The following is a 16,092-nucleotide window of genomic DNA, read 5'->3' as shown; positions in this document are numbered from 1 at the left end:
GCTCCGCTGGTCGTCGTCGACGCGGTCGTCGTCGTCGCCCTGGTGCTCGTCGGGGCGGCCGCCACCGAGCTGCACCTGGCGCGCACCCACCTGCTGTCCGTGGCCGACTCCGCCGCGCTCGACGCCGCCGACTCCCTCGACGAGGCCGCCTACTACCGCGACGGCGTGCTGCCCGGCCAGGGCGTGCCCCTGGACGACGCGGGCGTGCGCGGCAGCGCCACGGCCCTGCTGGCCCGCACGCCGCAGCCGGCGGACCTGCTCGGGCTGGCCGTGGCGGCCCCCACCGGCACCCCTGACGGGCAGACCGCGGAGGTCACCCTCACCGCCAGCGTGCGTCCCGCGCTGCTGCCGGCGTGGGTGGGCGACGGCGTCACCGTGCCGCTGCAGGTGACCTCCCGCGCCCGCGAGGGCCTGGTCCTGCCGTGAGCTGAGCCCCGCGACGACGACGCAGCGCCCGCCCCCCGAGGGGAGCGGGCGCTGCGTCGTCGTGCCGGCCGGTCAGTCGGTCGGCCGGTCAGCCGGTCGGGCTGTCAGCTGGCGGCGGACTGGTACTGCTCGAGCACCGTCTTGGGGATGCGACCGCGCGCCGGCACCGAGACGCCGTTGGCGGCGGCCCAGGCGCGGACGGCCTTCGCGTCGTACTCGGCGCCGCCCGTGGACGAACCGCTGCTGCGCGAGGTGCTGGCGCGGCGGACGCCGGAGCCACCGGTCGCCTTGCGGGCCACCGCGAGGTAGGGCTCCAGGGCCGCCTCGAGCTTCTTCTGGTTGTCCTCGGAGAGGTCGATCTCGTAGGTGGCGCCCCACAGGCCGAACTTGACGGTCTCGGCCTCCGAGGTCCCGTCGATGTCGTCGGTGATGTGGGTGATGGTCTTGGTGGCCATGCCGTCTCTCTCACGATGAGCTGGGGAAAGTGCTGCGTCCACCGCGAGGTGGACGCGCACAGCATTTATCGCACACTTCCCACAGAATTCGCAATGCGGGGTCGGCGCGTCACCGCAATGGCAGCACTTTCCCAGCAAGAAGGGGTCGAAAGTCCCCGGTCACGAGACTTCGGAGTCCTCCAGCTCCTCCTCGGCGAACTCCGGAAGGAAGTCGGAGAGGACCTGCACCGCCGGGACCACGCCCCCCAGCTGGCACATGACGCCGATGCCCCCGAACCACACCCGGTGGATGAGCACGTACTCCGGCGGCAGGTTGACCTTGAGGTTGATCGTCCACTCGGGGCGCTCGCGGTCGTTCACGTGCTTGAAGAGCGACTGCAGCCACGCCCTGTCGAAGCGGAACTCCTCGTGGCGCAGCGGCTCCACGAAAGGGCTCAGGTAGTCGAGCAGCTGGTCGGGGTCGACCTGGATCCGCTCGCGGATGAACCCCTCTTCGCGCAGCCCGTCCGCCACGGTCTCGGAATCACCGTCCAGGGCCGCTCCGAGGAGCCGTCCGATGGCGGGGGGCATTCCGTTCGGGAGCCGGTTCACCGCGCCGAAGTCGAGGATGCCGAAGCGGCCGTCGGGCGTGAGCCGGAAGTTGCCGGGGTGGGGGTCGGCGTGCAGCAGCCCCGCCCGCGCCGGGCCCAGCAGCAGCACCTCCAGGTAGCGGCGCGCGGCGAGGTCGCGCTGCTCCTGCGTGCCCTCGGCGATGACCTTCGACAGGGGCACGCCGTCCAGCCACTCGCTGACCAGCACGCGCCCGGTGGCCAGGACGACGGCCGGGACCACCACCTCGTCGTCGTCCGCGAACGCGTCCGCGAACGCCTGCTGGTTGGCCCCCTCGGCGCGGTAGTCCAGCTCCTCCGCCACCCGCTCGCGCAGCTCGGCGATGATCGGGCCGACCTCCATGCCGGGGATCCACCCCGCCGCCACCCGCACCAGCCGGCCCACCTGGTCGAGGTCTCCCAGCAGCGCGTCCCCGGCGCCGGGGTACTGCACCTTGACCGCCACCTGCCGCCCGTCGGACCAGGTCGCCCGGTGCACCTGCCCCACCGACGCCGCGGCCGCCGGCTTCTCGTCGAACGCCATGAACATCGAGCGCCACCCCGGGCCGAGCTCGGCGGACATCACGGCGCGGACCGTCGCCGCCGGCATCGGGGGAGCGGCGTCCTGCAGCTTGGTGAGGGCGGCGCGGTACGGACCCGCCTGCTCCTCCGGCAGCGCCGCCTCCAGCACCGACAGCGCCTGGCCCACCTTCATGGCCCCGCCCTTGAGCTGGCCGAGCACCTTGAACACCTGCTCGGCCGTGGCCTGCTGCACCGAGGCCTGCACGTCGGCCTGGGAGCGACCGCCGAGGCGGCGGCCCAGCCCCACCGCCTGGCGCCCGGCGAAGGCGGCGGGCAGCTGGGCCAGGCGGAAGCCGCGGCTCAGGGAGCCGCGCGGGATCGCGCCGCCCCGCCGGCCGCCCCGCTCGTCGTCGTCGGTCTGGTCCTGCTGGTCCGGCAGGCCGTCCGGCTCGCGCTCCAGGGGGTCCTCGGCGGGTGCGTCCACCCCGCCATCCTGCGACGGCTTCCGCGCTCCCGCAGCGGGGGACCGATCACCGCGCCGCGGGCACCGCGTCCGCCCAGGTGCACCCGCAGGCGGGGTGCGCGGACCACGGCCGCACGCCCACCGCACCGGCGGCGTCGAGCTCCAGGGTGGCGTCGAGCGCGGCGGGCTCGTGGCCGCGCAGCTGGGCCAGCACCTGCTGGACCGCCACCGCCGCGGCCAGGGCGGCCAGCTCCGGCGGCTCCGGGCGCCGGGGCCCACCCGGTGGGGCGGCCAGCTGCGGCAGCAGCCGCGGCCACTCCGGGTCCCGGTCGGTGCGGTGCAGGTCCAGGCAGCGCAGGCACGCGCCGTCCCCGGGGTGCACCAGCGGCCCCACCACCGCCGCCCGCCCCAGCTGCAGCACCGCCAGGTGCGCCACGCCCTCGCGGACCAGCGGTTCCGCCGCGCGCGCGTCGTGAGCTCCCGAGGCCACCAGGACGACGACGTCGGGCCGCACCCGCTCCGCGACCCCCGGCTGCGCCCGCACGGCGGGGTGCTCGCGCAGCAGGGCCCGAGCGGTGGCCGCCCCGCGCGACAGGTCGAGGTCAGCCGGGCCGAACCCGCCGGGGCCCACGTCCGCGCTGGTCACGGGGGCCGCGTCCTCCACCAGCACGGTGCCCACCCCCGCGGCGGCGAGTCCCAGCGCCACGGCCCGGCCGGTGGGGGATGCGCCCACCACGGCCGCGCACGCCTCAGCGAGCGCCCCCGAGGGCCGCGGGCGGGGGGCGGGCTCCAGAGCGCCGGCGGAGGCCAGGGCGTCGAGCAGGGAGCGGACGCGCTCGGGCGTGCCGCCGTGCAGGGCCGCGAGCCGCTGCAGCGAGGACGGGTCGGCGCCGGTGGCGAGCGCGTCCACCACGAGCTCCTCCGCGGCGGTCAGGCCCTCGAGCACGTGGGCGCCGGCGCCCACGCCCAGCTGGAGCCTGCCGGGGGAGCGCCAGGCGGTCAGCAGACCGGGGCGCAGGCGCAGGGAGGTCGGGGCGGTCACCCCCCGAGCGTGGCACCGACGGGTGGTGCGCCGCTGGCGCCGTCCACAGGGGACGGCGCCAGCGGGGCGGTGCAGGTGGAGCGGGGTGGAGCGGGAGGTCAGGCCTTGCCGAGGATGCGGTTGAGGTTGGTGCCGCACACGGGGCACTTGGCCTTGGCCATGCGACGGCCGTTGGTCTCGACGACGCCGCCCTCGGCGTCGCGCTTCTCCTTGCACTTCACGCAGTAGAACGAACCCGAGTAGGTCTCGGCCACGGGGGCCTCCTCGTGTCTGGGCCCGGGCTGGGGCCCGGACGGTGTGGCGGTCCGCGCCACCGTAGCGGCTGGTCCGGACGGCGGTGGCCGGACAGCAGTCGTCCTCCGGTCGACGGACCATCCCGCCTTCCCCTGCGGTGGGCCCCTCGACCGGAGGACTGCTACGACGGTAGGGCCGCCGCTGGAGACCGTCAACGCGGAGACGCCCGTCCGGCCCTGTCCGCGCCCGGTCCTCGCCCGGTCCTCGTTCCCCCTGCGGCCCGGCTCGTCGCCGCGGTGCCCGACCGGCGCCCGGCGCCCGGTAGCTCTGCGTAGTGGGCAGTGGCACGCGGTGGTGCCCGGCGCCCCGGACGCACCACCGCGGGACCGGATGCGCTCCGGCGGGGCCCCCGTGAGGGTGTCGTGGCCGGTGGAGGGGCCCCCGGGGCAGTAGCGTTGGTGCATGGCGGCGCAGGGGGCGCGAGTGGCCGGGGCCGACCCGGTGCCCTCCCCCGCGCGCCCGCCGGCCCACGAGCTCCCTCCCGTGGAGGTGCGGCGCAGCGCCCGCCGCCGACGCACGGTGACCGCCTTCCGCGACGGCGGGACCGTGGTGGTCTGCATCCCGGCCGGCTTCACCCGCGCCCAGGAGCGGGCCTGGGTGGACCGCATGGTCACCAAGCTGGCCGCGCAGGACCAGCGCCGCCGCCCCAGCGACGAGGCGCTCGCCCGCCGGGCGGCGGAGCTGAGCGCCCGCTACCTCGGAGGCAGGGCCCGGCCCTCGAGCGTGCGGTGGGTGGCCAACCAGACCACCCGGTGGGGCTCCACCACCACCGCCGACGGCACCATCCGCCTGTCGGACCGGCTGCAGGGCATGCCCTCGTGGGTGGTCGACTACGTGCTCGTCCACGAGCTGGCGCACCTGCTGGAGCACGGCCACACCGACCGCTTCTGGGACCTCGTGGACGCCTACCCGCGCACCGAGCGCGCCCGCGGGTACCTCGAGGGCTTCGCCACGGCGCGGGACCTGCCGATCGCCGACGTCGACGACGGCGCCGACCCGGCCGCGCAGCTGCCGGGCTGAGCCGCCGTCCGCGCCGGCGCCGACGGTCATCCCCCCCCGGAGCGGGTCGCGACCGCACCTGACCGAGGTCACCCACGGAGATGACCGTGGTCACCTGCGGCGGACCGGTGCTGGGCCGACACCTCCGGACCTGACCCCGGTCAGTCCCGGAGGTGACCGAGGTCAGCCGCGGTGGGCGTCGAGTCCCGCTGGCCCGTGCCGCGCAGCAGCGCGGCGGCTCGCGCCAGGCGCGGCGGGACGTCGTCTGCGACGCCGTCGGGCAGCGCGTCCAGGGCGAACCACGCCACGTGCTCGCTCTCGGCGCTCACCACCGGCTCGGCGCCGTCCGGAGCGGTGAGCACGAAGGCCACGTCGAGGTGCTCCCGGCAGCGGCCGAACGCCGCGCCCAGACCGTGGTGGTGCAGGTCGACCAGGCCCGGGGCCGGGCGCAGCACCGGCCCGAGGCCGGTCTCCTCCGACGCCTCGCGCAGCGCCGCGGCCACGAGGGAGGTGTCATCGGCCTCCAGGTGCCCGCCCGGCTGCAGCCACGCACCCGCCTTGCGGTGCAGCAGGAGGAGGGCGCGGTCGCCGCTGGCGCTCAGCACGAGGGCAGAGGCCGTGAGGTGCGCCGCGGGGCCGTCCCGGTGCAGAGCGCTGCCCTCGAACGACCCGGCCGGGCCCGCGCCGGGGTGGGCGGCGAGCTGCTCGCGGTAGCTCGCGAGCAGCTCCGCCTGGCCCGGACCGGTCAGGTGCAGGGCGGCGAGCTCGGCGTCGGCCTCGGCCGGCGTCACGCCCCGGTCACCGGGGGCCGCTCCCCGAGCCGTCCTCGCCGTCAGGACGGTGCTCCTCGGGGCGGGGGTCGTCGTCGCGGGTCTCCTCCCCGCGCAGCAGCGCCTCGAGCGCGGCGTCGACGTCGGCCGAGGCGGCCTCCGCGTCGCTGCGCCGCGTGGCGAAGCCGTCGGGGTCGTCGAGGTCGGCCGGGGTGGGCAGCAGGTCGGGGTGGGCCCACACCGCGTCGCGGCCGTCGGCGCCGCGGGCGGCCGCCACGGCCTCCCACAGGCGCGAGGCCTCGCGCAGCCGCCGCGGGCGCAGCTCCAGGCCCACCAGACCGGCCATGACGTGCTCGGCCGGACCGCCGACCGCCCGGCGGCGCCGCACGGCCTCCCGCAGCGCGGCGCTGCTGGGCAGCGTGGAGCGGGTGGCGGTGTCGACCACGTGGTCGACCCAGCCCTCCACCAGCGCCAGCGCCGTCTCCAGCCGCTCCAGCGCGGCCTGCTGCGCGGGGGTCTTCTCCGGCTCGAGCATCCCCGAGCCCAGCGCCTCCTGCAGCGCCGTCGGGTCGGAGGGGTCGATGTTGCGGACCGCCTCCTCGATGCGGCTGGTGTCGAGGGTGATCCCGCGGGCGTAGGCCTCCACCGCGCCGAGCAGGTGCCCGCGCAGCCACGGCACCCCGGCGAACAGCCGGGCGTGCGCCGCCTCCCGCGCGGCGAGGAAGAGGCGCACCTCGCCGGCGGGCACGCCGAGGCCCTCGGCGAAGGCGGCCACGCCGCTGGGCAGCAGCGCCGTGGTGCTGCCGGCCACCAGCGGGATGCCGACGTCGGTGGCGGAGACCACCTCGCGGCTCAGGCCGCCGACGGCCTGGCCCAGCTGCGCGCCGAACACGGTGCCGCCGATCGAGCGCATCATCGAGCTGGCCCCCGCGACCATGCCGCGGGCCTCCTCCGGCACCTGCTCGGCCATGGCGGACGCCACCGCGTCGGCGACGTGGGTGGCCACGGGCTCCGCGAGGCGCTTCCAGGTGGGGAGGGTGGCCTCGACCCACTCCGAGCGCGACCACGCGCGCCCCGCCGCCGCGGCGGAGCTGAGGTCGGTGACCGGGTCGAGCCAGAGGTCGACCAGGCGCAGCGCCTCGGAGACCTCCCGCTCGTCGGAGGAGCTGGGCGCCGGGTCTCCCTGGGCCACCGCAGCCTGGCGGGCGACGTCGTGCGCGAGCTGCCAGTTGACCGGCTCGTCACCCGCCGAGGCCATGAGCTGCTGCACGGCCGCCATCGCCTGCGCCAGGGCCTGCGGGTCCTTCTGGAGCTGCTCGAACAGCTGGGCGGGGTCGATGCCCCCGGCGCCGCCGCCGAGGCCCCCCAGACCACCGAGGCCCCCCAGACCGCCGGGCAGGCCACCGGGCAGACCCCCGGGCGTTCCTCCGCCCAGGGCGGAGAACAGCTGCGACAGGGGGTCGTCCGGGGTGCCGGGGCCGCCGCTGCCGGGGCGCTCGCCGCCGGTGCCCTCCTCCGGGTCCTCGTCGGGGCGAGGGGGCTGCGGGGTGTCGGGCACCGGTCCTCCAGCCGCGCGTCGAGGGGGAGCGGAGGCGGTGCGGCGCCCGCCACCGGGGCGAGGCGGCAGGATGGACCCGCCGCCGTCTGGTTCCCACGGTACCCAGGGACGGCGGGCGGTGGCCGCCCGGAGCGACGCTCGCAGCGAACGCCCAGCGGCCGTGCAGCCCCGGGCGGCAGCCCGGGGACCCAGCGGGAGGAGCACGGGTGGCGGACCTGGTCGGCGACGGGGCAGCGGCTCCGCCGTCACTGGACGGCCACGTCGTGGTCACGGGCGCGCAGACCCCCGCGGGCCGCGCCCTCGCCCGCCGGCTCGCTGGCGCGGGCTCCGTCGTCGTCGCCCTGGAGGACGTCCCCGGGGCCGGCGCCGACCGGCTGGAGACCCCGCACGACGACGACGGGGCCACCGGCGGGCGGCTGCTGCGCGTCGGGGTGGACCTCACGAGCCCCGAGGTCCTGGCGGCCATGTCCGGCGGCGTCGACGGCGTCGACGGCGGCGCGGTGCTGGCGGGGGCGCCCGCGGCGGTGGTGCACGTGGCCCTCGACAGCGACCTGCGCGCCGCCCTGGCCGCGCCGCCCGCCCGCCGCCGCGAGCGCGCGGAGGCCTCGGTGCGGGCGGTGGTGACGGCGGCGGCCGCGGCGGGCGCCCGTCGGCTGGTGCTGGTGAGCAGCGCGATGGTGCACGGCGCGCTGCCGGACGCTCCGGTGCCGCTGCCGGACGACGCGCCGCTGCTGGCCGCTCCCGACGACGGCCTCGTGGGGGACCTGCTCGCGGTGGAGGACGTCTGGGAGGGCGCCGCGCGGGCGCTGCCCGGGGTGCCGACGGCGGTGCTGAGGCCCGCGGCGGTGGTCGGGCCCGGGGTGGACACCGTGGTGACGCGGTCCTTCGAGGTGCCCCGGCTGCTGGCGCTGCGCGAGCGGGCGCCCGTGTGGCAGTTCTGCCACGTCGACGACCTCGCCGACGCCGTCGCGGTGGTGCTGGCGCAGGGGCTGACCGGTGCGCTGGGGGCGGGCGCGGAGGGGGTGCTGCCGCACGAGGCGCTGGAGCGCTCCTCCGGGCTGCGGTCGGTGGAGCTGCCGGCGCGGCTGGCGCAGGCGACGGCGGAGCGCCTGGCGCGACTGGGCCTGCTGCCGACGCCGGCCGGGGACCTGGCGTACGTGGTGCACCCGTGGGCGGTCTCCTCCGAGCGCCTGCGCGCCGCCGGGTGGCGCCCGGCGCGCAGCAACGAGGAGTGCCTGGCGGTGCTGCTGGAGGGCGTGGCGGAGCGGCGGTCGGGGCGGCGCGGTCCCGCGGGCGGTCCGCGGTTGCCGCGGGAGGCGGCGCTGGGGGCCGCGGGGGCTGCGGGCGCGGCGGTGGCCGTGGTGGCCACCGCGGCGGTGCTGCGCCAGGCGCGGGCGCGGCGCGGCCGGTGAGCGTGCCGCAGGCGCCGCGGCCCGGTGGGCCCCCCGAGCAGCCCGACCAGCCCGACCAGCCCGACCAGCCGGACGTGCCCGACGTGCTCGAGGCTGCCGACCACGACGGGCCCCCGCCGTCGCCGGCGCAGGTCCGCGCCTCGGCGCGCGCCGTGGCCGCCCTGGTCTGCGGCGCGGTGTCCGTGGCGCTGGTGTCCGTGGTGGCGCTGCTGCCGGTGCCCTTCGCCGTCGAGAGCCCCGGCCCGGTGCGCGACGTGCTCTCCGGCGAGGGCGACCAGCGCCTCATCACCATCACGGGCGCCAGGACCTACCCGACCACCGGCTCGCTCGACCTCACCACCGTCAGCGTGCGCGGCGGCCCGGGACGCTCCCTCGACCTCGGGGGGCAGCTGGCCGCCTGGCTGGACGACGACAGCGCCGTCCTGCCCGAGGCCGCGATCTTCCCGCCCGGGGCCTCCGAGAAGCAGGTGGACGAGAGCAACGCCGCGGCGTTCACCGACTCCCAGCAGGCGGCCACCGTCGCCGCGCTCACCGAGCTCGGCTACGACGTGCCCGTGCAGGTGGTGGTGACCGACGTGGTGGCGGGCTCCGGGGCGTCCGGGAAGCTGCGCCAGGGAGACGTCGTCACCGGAGTGGGCGGGACCGCGGTCTCGAGCTCCACGGCGCTGCGCGACGCGGTGCGCGCGGTCGGGGCGGGCGCGGACGCCGAGGTCCGCGTCCAGCGCGACGGGAGGTCCCTGGACGTCGCGGTGCCGGTCAGGGCCGGGCAGGACGGCTCTCCCGTGCTCGGCGTGCTGGTGAGCGAGCGCGCCGAGCCTCCGGTGGACGTGAAGATCGCCGTCGACCAGATCGGCGGACCCAGCGCCGGCATGGTCTTCGCGCTCGGCGTCGTCGACCTCCTGACCCCGGGGGACATGACGGGCGGCAAGCGGTTCGCGGGCACCGGCACCATCGACTCGGCCGGGCAGGTCGGGGCCATCGGCGGGATCCGGCAGAAGCTGCTGGGCGCCCGGGCCGCGGGGGCCGAGGTCTTCCTCGCACCGCAGGCCAACTGCGGGGAGGTGGCCGGGCACGTCCCCGACGGGCTGCGCGTGGTGGCGGTGTCGACGCTCGGCCAGGCGCGCCAGGCGGTGGAGGAGCTCGGGAAGGGCCAGGGGCAGGAGCTGCCGGGCTGCTCCTGAGGAGCGCTCGCGGCGGGCGCCGACGGATCTCCCAGCCAGCCGTGACCGTCCTGTGATCGGTGGGGACCCCTCCGAGGCGGGGGTGCCCTGCGAGGCCGTGCGACGATCGGACCCCGCCCCGAGCCGCCCGTCGGACTCCGACGGGCTTGATGGAGGAAGAGCCCGGTGACGTCGCCACCGCCCCGCCCACCGCGCCCGGGTGCGCCCCGAGCGCCGCGAGGAGGTCCGCAGCGGCGCCGCCCGCTGGTGCCCGTGCTCGTCGGCGTCGCCGTCCTGGTGCTGCTCGTCAGCCTGGTCGCGTCGGTGGCCACCGAGGTGCTCTGGTTCCGCCAGCTGGGCTTCAGCCGGGTCTACCTGACCCAGCTGGCCCTGCGCGTGGGCCTGTTCCTCGTGGCCGGCGCCCTCATGGCCGCCGCCACCGCGGTGAGCATGACCACCGCCTACAAGAACCGGCCGGTCTACGCGCCGGTGCCGGGGCCCGCCGCGAGCCTGGACCGGTACCGCGAGGGCCTCGAGCCCCTGCGCCGGGTCCTCACCGTGGTGCTGCCGCTGCTGCTCGGCCTGTTCGCCGGGTCCGCCGCCTCCAGCCGGTGGGAGACCGTGCTGCTGTGGTGGAACCGCACCTCCTTCGGGCAGGTCGACCCGGTGTTCGGCCACGACATCGGCCTGTACGTCTTCACCATCCCGTTCGTGCGCTTCGCCGTCGGCCTGCTCACGGCCGTGGTGCTGCTGGCGGGCATCGCCGGGGCGGTGACGCTGTACCTGTACGGCGCGCTGCGCGTGTCCGGTCCGGGGGCGCGCACCACGGTGGCGGCGCGGGTGCAGCTGGCCTCGACCGCCGCGGTGCTCGTGGCCCTGCAGGCCGTCAGCTACTGGCTGGACCGGTACTCCACGCTGACCAACACGCACGTGAGGTTCGCGGGCGCCAGCTACACCGACGTCGCGGTGGTGGTGCCCGCCCGGGGCATCCTCGCCATCGCGGCGCTCATCTGCGCGGTGCTCTTCGTGGTCACCGCGGTCCGCGGCGGCTGGCGCTTCCCGGCGGCCGGCGTGGGCCTGCTCGTCGTGGTCGCGGTGGTCGCCGCCGGGATCGTGCCGGCCGTGGTCCAGCGCGTCCAGGTGGTGCCCAACGAGGCCCGCGTGGAGGCCCCCTACATCAAGGACAACATCGACGCCACGCGCGCGGCCTTCGGGATCGGCGGCACGCAGGTCATCCCCTACACGCCGTCGCAGAACGCGGCGCCGGGCGCCCTCTCGCAGGACGCGACCACCACGGCCAGCACCCGCATCCTCGACCCCGCCGTGGTGAGCCCCACCTTCGGGCAGAACCAGCAGGTCAGGAACTTCTACCAGTTCGGTGACCCGCTCGACGTGGACCGCTACACCCTCGGCGGGCGCGAGCAGGACGTCGTGGTGGCGCTGCGCGAGCTCAACCTCGGCGCCGTCGGCAACCAGTCGTGGGTCAACACCCGCACCCAGTACACGCACGGCTACGGCCTCGTGGCGGCCGCGGGCAACGAGCAGGGCACCAACGGCCTGCCGGCCTACCTCGAGGGCGGCATCCCCAGCACCGGCTCCCTGCCCGACTACGAGCCGCGGATCTACTTCGGGGAGAAGAGCCCGGAGTACTCCATCGTCGGCGGCCCGGCGGCAGCGCCCGGGCAGGGCAACGAGATCGACTACCCGACCGACAGCGGCGAAGCGCGCTACACCTTCCAGGGCAGCGGCGGCCCGAGCGTGGGCAACGTCGTGGAGCGGGCCCTGTACGCGATCAAGTTCCGCGACGCGAACATCCTGCTCTCGAGCGCGCTCAACGACCAGAGCCAGATCCTCTACGACCGCAACCCTCGCGAACGGGTGCAGAAGGTCGCGCCGTTCCTCACCCTCGACGGCGACCCGTACCCGACGATCGTCAACCGGCGCATCCAGTGGGTGGTGGACGGCTACACGACGTCGGAGGAGTACCCGTACTCCCAGCCGCAGGTGCTCCAGGACGTCACCGAGGACACCCTCACCACGCCCACCGGCACCATCGCAGCCCTGCCCCCGAACCAGGTGAACTACCTGCGCAACTCGGTCAAGGCCACCGTGGACGCCTACAGCGGCCAGGTCGAGCTCTACGCCTGGGACGAGTCCGACCCCGTGCTGCGCGCCTGGCGCAAGGCCTTCCCGGGCGCGGTGAAGCCGCTGGACCAGATGTCGGCCGACCTCATGTCCCACGTCCGCTACCCCGAGGACCTCTTCAAGGTCCAGCGCACGGTGCTGGCGAGCTACCACGTGACCGACCCGGGCTCGTTCTTCTCCCAGCAGGACTTCTGGCGGGTCCCGGACGACCCGACGCGCCAGGCCGCGGCCGCCGGGGGAGGCACGGAGGCCGCCGCGCAGCCGCCGTACTACCTGACGCTGCAGATGCCCAAGCAGGAGCAGGCGTCGTTCTCGCTCACCTCGACGTACATCCCCAAGAGCCAGCCGGGCGGACAGGGGCGCAACATCCTCACCGGCTTCCTCGCGGTGGACGCCGACGCCGGCTCTGCCGCGGGGCAGAAGAAGGCCGGGTACGGGCAGCTGCGGCTGCTGCAGCTGCCGACGGAGGGCACGGTCGAAGGACCGGGCCAGGTGCAGGCCGAGTTCAACTCGAACACGGAGATCTCCCAGGACCTCAACCTGCTGAGCCAGGGCGGGTCGGCCGTCATCAGGGGCAACCTGCTGACGCTGCCGGTGGGTGACGGTCTGCTCTACGTGCAGCCGGTGTACGTGCGGTCCACGGGCGAGACGTCCTACCCGGTGCTGCGCCGCGTGATCGCCTCGTTCGGCAACAACATCGGCTACGCCGACACGCTCGACCAGGCGCTGAACGAGGTCTTCGGGGGCAACTCCGGCGTGAAGACTGGTGACGCCGGCCAGGGCTCCGGCGACCAGCCCGCCCCGGGGTCCACGGGCACCCCGAGCAGCTCGTCCAGCACGGCACCCAGCCAAGGAGCCACCAGCTCGCCGTCCTCCGGTGCGACCGCGGCCCCGGTGCCGGAGAACGTGCGCCAGGCGCTGCAGGAGGCGGTCGCTGCCGAGACCGAGGCGCAGCAGGCGCTGAAGAACGGCGACTTCGCCGCCTACGGCCAGGCGCAGGCCAAGCTCAAGGCGGCGCTCGACAGGGCCGTGGCGGCCGAGGCGTCGTCCTCGGCGGCCCCGACGGCGTCATCCTCGGCTACGCCGTCCGGCTGACCGGTCTGCTCACCCGGACGGGCCCCCGCGGCAGCTGCCGCGGGGGCCCGTTTTGGCTCCTCGCCCGCGGTCGGGTAATGTTCTGTTCACCGGCGCGGGGTGGAGCAGCTCGGTAGCTCGCTGGGCTCATAACCCAGAGGCCGCAGGTTCAAATCCTGCCCCCGCTACTCCTGACGAAGGCCGTCGATCCTCTGGATCGGCGGCCTTCGTGCTGTCCGGGGGCGTGCTGAGCGCACCCCCGGACGCCGGTCGAGCCTGGGAGGTCCCGTGTCCCGCGAGCACGCCTGGCGGTGGCGGCTGGCCGCCGCGGCCTTCGCCTTCTGGGCCACCATGCTCGGCACCACGCTGCCGACGCCCCTGTACGGGCTCTACATGCAGCGCCTGGGGCTCAGCACCCTGCTGCAGACCACCGTCTTCGCCGCCTACGCCGTCGGCGTCATCGCGGCGCTCGTGGCGGCCGGGCAGGCCAGCGACAGGTTCGGCAGGCGCCCCGTGCTGGCCGTGGGCCTGGGCTTCGCCGCCGCGTCCGCCGTCGTCTTCCTCCTGCCGGTCTCCGTGCCGGGGCTGCTGGTCGGGCGCGTGCTGTCCGGGGTGTCGGCGGGCCTGTTCACCGGCGAGGCGACCGCGCTCGTGTCGGAGCTGGCGCCCCAGCGCTCCGCGCGCGCCGCGTCCCTCGTGGCCACCGCCGCCAACATCGGTGGCCTCGGGTCCGGGCCGCTGCTGGCCGGCGCCGTGGCGCAGCTGGGCTGGGCGCCGCTCGTGGTGCCGTACGCGGTGCACCTGGTGCTGCTCGCGGGGGCCGGGGCCGGGCTCGTCGTCGCCGGGGAGACCGTGAGCGGCGCGGTGGCCGAGAGGCCGCCGTGGCGCCCGCTGCGGCCCGCCGTGCCGACGCAGGCGCGGGCGGCGTTCGTGCCGGCCGCGGTGAGCGGCTTCGCGGGCTTCGCGTGCCTGGGGCTGTACTCCGCCGCGGAGCCGCGCGTGCTGCGTCAGCTGCTCGACGTCAGCGCCCCGCTGGCGGCCGGCGCCGTGGCGGCGCTCATCTTCGCGGCGTCGGTGGGAGGCCAGGCGGCCACGGCGCGCCTGGCGCCCGCCCGGGTGCTGCCCGCCGGGTGCGCCGCGCTGCTGGTCGGCACGGCCCTCCTGGCCGCGAGCCTGGAGCTGGCCTCCCTGCCGCTGCTGCTGCTCGCCACGGTGGTGCTGGGCGCCGCCCAGGGCGCCTGCTTCCGCGCCGGGGTCGCCGAGGTGGGCGCCGCCTCGCCGCCGCAGCGGCGCGCCGAGGTGGTCTCCACGCTCTTCGTGGTCTTCTGCGTGGCCATCTCCGTGCCCGTGGTCGGCGTGGGGGCATTGGCCGACTCGGTGGGTCTGCGGGTCGCCGTCTTAGCCTTCGAAGACGTTGCAGATGTCCGGTAGCGATCTTGTGCGGGTCGGAGAACGCATGCTGAGCCATGCCGTCCAAGGCGCCTTCCCCCGCCATGGACTCGATCAGCGACGAACTTTGGACGCTGGTCGAGCCGCTCCTCCCACCCCGCCGCCCGGCGGTGCACGGCCGCACCGGTAGGCCACGCCTGGATGACCGCGCAGCGCTGGAGGGCATCTTGTTCGTGCTGCGCACCGGTATCGGCTGGGCCAAGCTGCCGCCCGAGCTCGGCTACGGCTCGGGCTGGACCTGCTGGCGCCGGCTGCGCCAGTGGCAAGAGGTCGGAGTGTGGGAGGCGATCCACCGGGGGGTGCTGGACGAGCTGGCCCGCCGTGGGCAGTTGGACTGGTCGCGCTGCTCGATTGACTCGGTGTCCGTTCGGGCCAAAAGGGGGGCCAGCTGACGGGTCCGAGCCCCACTGACCGGGGCAAACGCGGCTCGAAGTACCACCTGCTCGTGGACCGGGCCGGCACCCCGCTGAACGTCATCGTCTCTGGCGCTAACCGCCACGACAGCATCTTCTTGGAGCCGATGCTGGACTCCATCCCCGCGATCAAGGTCGGCGGGCGGGGTCATCCGCGGCGCCGGCCGGTGAAGTTGCACGATGACAAGGGCTACGACAACCGCCGCTGCCGGACCTACCTGCGCCGGCGCGGGATCACCGCGCGCATCGCTCGCATCGGCATCGAGAGCAGTCAGCGCCTGGGCCGTCACCGCTGGGTGGTCGAGCGCACCGTGGGGTGGTTGCTGGCGTTCAAGCGGTTGGCCCTGCGCTACGACGGCACCAGCAAGACGATCACCGCGCTGGCGCGGCTCGCGGTCACGTTGATCGCCGCCCGGCTGTTCGTGAACGACTAATGCAACGTCTTCTAAATGCCGTCCTGCACCGCCTTCGTGGTGGGGTGATGCAGGACGGCGGGCCCGGCGACGTTATTAATGCCGGGGTTAGGGGCAGGGGGTAGAGGGTGGAGCAGGCGTAAGGAAGCGACCAGTTGGTAGTGGTTCACAGTTGATCGTTGATCTGGGCCTGCTCCGCTCGGCGAGGTCGGGGGCGACGCCAAATTTGCGAACTAGTTCTAGCAGCGGAAGACCTTGAGGTCTGAGAATACGGCCCTGCTTGTAAGGGGCGCCGTCTCCCAGCCGAGCGTCTGCCTGTACGCACTGGCCAGTCCCTTACCGTGCGTCCGCTCGCCCACCTTCTCAGGCTCGCCCCATGACGGTGTGATCATGTAAACTTGTTCCCAGACGCAGTAACCCGATCCAGCGTTGATGTAGCGGACCACAAGTGGATCGTTTTCATTGCCGTACCGCATTGAGTTGACGCTCATTTGGACGTACGAACCATTGCGAAGCCTCGCGCCGATGTTTCCTCCCAACCCTCCTTGCTCATGCTTTGCGTATAGCTCGTTGTTAGCCACGGCCTGCCCGGGCCCAACCGCTATTGCTGGCGTAGCGGGGAGTACGGCCAGCAGTCCAGCGGCAGCAGTAGCGGCCGCGATTGAAATTCTTCTCCTGAAGCGCATCGACGTCCCGACCTCTCCGGTTGCAGAAAGAATACTTGCCCCCAGCACTAATACTCCTTGTGCTTGGGAGGGTTATGGAATCACGCTTGCGGAAGGTGGGGCAAGGGGGGCGAGAAGTTGCCTTTTCAATAGACGTTCTGCTGCAGTGTCAGTCAGGCGAGGGGCGCCACGGGACGAGCCCAAGCCGGGTACGTCGCAATGGGAGCTCTTGGGGGTGCTCCCTC

At 75.1% G+C, this 16,092-nt stretch carries 13 protein-coding genes and 1 tRNA gene; 8 read left to right on the top strand and 6 right to left on the bottom strand.

The annotated features are described in order from the left end of the window. Positions 1-42: 42 nt before the first annotated feature. Positions 43-426, top strand: coding sequence for a hypothetical protein (locus H7K62_RS14025; RefSeq protein ID WP_186719303.1), 384 nt, complete (start codon positions 43-45; stop codon positions 424-426). A gap of 104 nt (positions 427-530) precedes the next feature. Here the strand turns inward: H7K62_RS14025 and H7K62_RS14020 are convergent, their stop codons facing one another. The 4 genes from H7K62_RS14020 to H7K62_RS24005 all read right to left on the bottom strand — a co-directional run bounded on the left by H7K62_RS14020 (position 531) and on the right by H7K62_RS24005 (position 3,749). Then, positions 531-881, bottom strand: a complete 351-nt coding sequence (locus H7K62_RS14020) for a histone-like nucleoid-structuring protein Lsr2 (protein ID WP_186719301.1) — start codon at positions 879-881, stop codon at positions 531-533. Between the two features lie 159 nt (positions 882-1,040). After that, positions 1,041-2,474: an ABC1 kinase family protein gene (locus tag H7K62_RS14015; RefSeq protein WP_222437612.1), complete on the bottom strand. Its 1,434-nt coding sequence runs from the start codon at positions 2,472-2,474 to the stop codon at positions 1,041-1,043. Positions 2,475-2,520: 46 nt separating this feature from the next. Further along, on the bottom strand, positions 2,521-3,495 hold the full coding sequence (locus H7K62_RS14010; RefSeq protein ID WP_186719299.1) for a thiamine biosynthesis protein ThiF: 975 nt from the start codon (positions 3,493-3,495) through the stop codon (positions 2,521-2,523). 98 nt (positions 3,496-3,593) lie between these two features. Continuing rightward, positions 3,594-3,749 (bottom strand): DUF5679 domain-containing protein, encoded by a 156-nt coding sequence (locus tag H7K62_RS24005; RefSeq protein WP_109773365.1) that lies wholly within the window; start codon positions 3,747-3,749, stop codon positions 3,594-3,596. A 442-nt stretch (positions 3,750-4,191) separates the two neighbouring features. Between H7K62_RS24005 and H7K62_RS14000 the strand changes: the two genes are divergently transcribed. Next, a complete protein-coding gene (locus H7K62_RS14000; RefSeq protein ID WP_186719297.1) occupies positions 4,192-4,809 on the top strand; it encodes a M48 metallopeptidase family protein in 618 nt (205 codons plus the stop codon). A 140-nt stretch (positions 4,810-4,949) separates the two neighbouring features. On the opposite strand, the gene H7K62_RS13995 is transcribed toward H7K62_RS14000, so the two are convergent. Together H7K62_RS13995 and H7K62_RS13990 are read right to left on the bottom strand one after the other, a co-directional pair. After that, complete coding sequence (locus tag H7K62_RS13995; RefSeq protein WP_186719295.1) at positions 4,950-5,579, bottom strand: NUDIX hydrolase; 630 nt, start codon at positions 5,577-5,579, stop codon at positions 4,950-4,952. Between the two features lie 7 nt (positions 5,580-5,586). After that, the gene (locus H7K62_RS13990; protein WP_222437610.1) at positions 5,587-7,116 is read right to left on the bottom strand and encodes a zinc-dependent metalloprotease; all 1,530 of its coding nucleotides are present in this window, start codon (positions 7,114-7,116) and stop codon (positions 5,587-5,589) included. A gap of 206 nt (positions 7,117-7,322) precedes the next feature. Between H7K62_RS13990 and H7K62_RS13985 the strand changes: the two genes are divergently transcribed. The 6 genes from H7K62_RS13985 to H7K62_RS13960 all read left to right on the top strand — a co-directional run bounded on the left by H7K62_RS13985 (position 7,323) and on the right by H7K62_RS13960 (position 15,203). Further along, a complete protein-coding gene (locus H7K62_RS13985) occupies positions 7,323-8,528 on the top strand; it encodes an NAD-dependent epimerase/dehydratase family protein (protein WP_186719293.1) in 1,206 nt (401 codons plus the stop codon). Then, on the top strand, positions 8,525-9,709 hold the full coding sequence (locus tag H7K62_RS13980) for a YlbL family protein (protein ID WP_186719291.1): 1,185 nt from the start codon (positions 8,525-8,527) through the stop codon (positions 9,707-9,709). Before H7K62_RS13985 ends, H7K62_RS13980 begins: the two co-directional genes overlap by 4 nt. Before the next feature lie 252 nt (positions 9,710-9,961). Then, positions 9,962-12,928: a UPF0182 family membrane protein gene (locus H7K62_RS13975; protein WP_370591778.1), complete on the top strand. Its 2,967-nt coding sequence runs from the start codon at positions 9,962-9,964 to the stop codon at positions 12,926-12,928. A gap of 93 nt (positions 12,929-13,021) precedes the next feature. Beyond that, positions 13,022-13,095 (top strand) — tRNA-Met (locus H7K62_RS13970). Positions 13,096-13,195: 100 nt separating this feature from the next. Beyond that, positions 13,196-14,338: an MFS transporter gene (locus H7K62_RS13965; protein WP_186719287.1), complete on the top strand. Its 1,143-nt coding sequence runs from the start codon at positions 13,196-13,198 to the stop codon at positions 14,336-14,338. A 62-nt stretch (positions 14,339-14,400) separates the two neighbouring features. After that, positions 14,401-15,203 (top strand): IS5 family transposase gene (locus H7K62_RS13960; protein WP_370591777.1). Its coding sequence is split into 2 segments (ribosomal slippage): positions 14,401-14,730 and positions 14,733-15,203, totalling 801 coding nucleotides; the frame shifts between segments, so codons are not numbered across the junction. Positions 15,204-16,092: the final 889 nt, after the last annotated feature.

It is taken from the genome of Quadrisphaera sp. RL12-1S (genome assembly GCF_014270065.1).
Classification (GTDB): Bacteria; Actinomycetota; Actinomycetes; order Actinomycetales; family Quadrisphaeraceae; genus Quadrisphaera.
The sequence above is the reverse complement of the archived record's forward strand: the minus strand, read 5'-3'. Positions and strand labels throughout refer to the sequence as shown.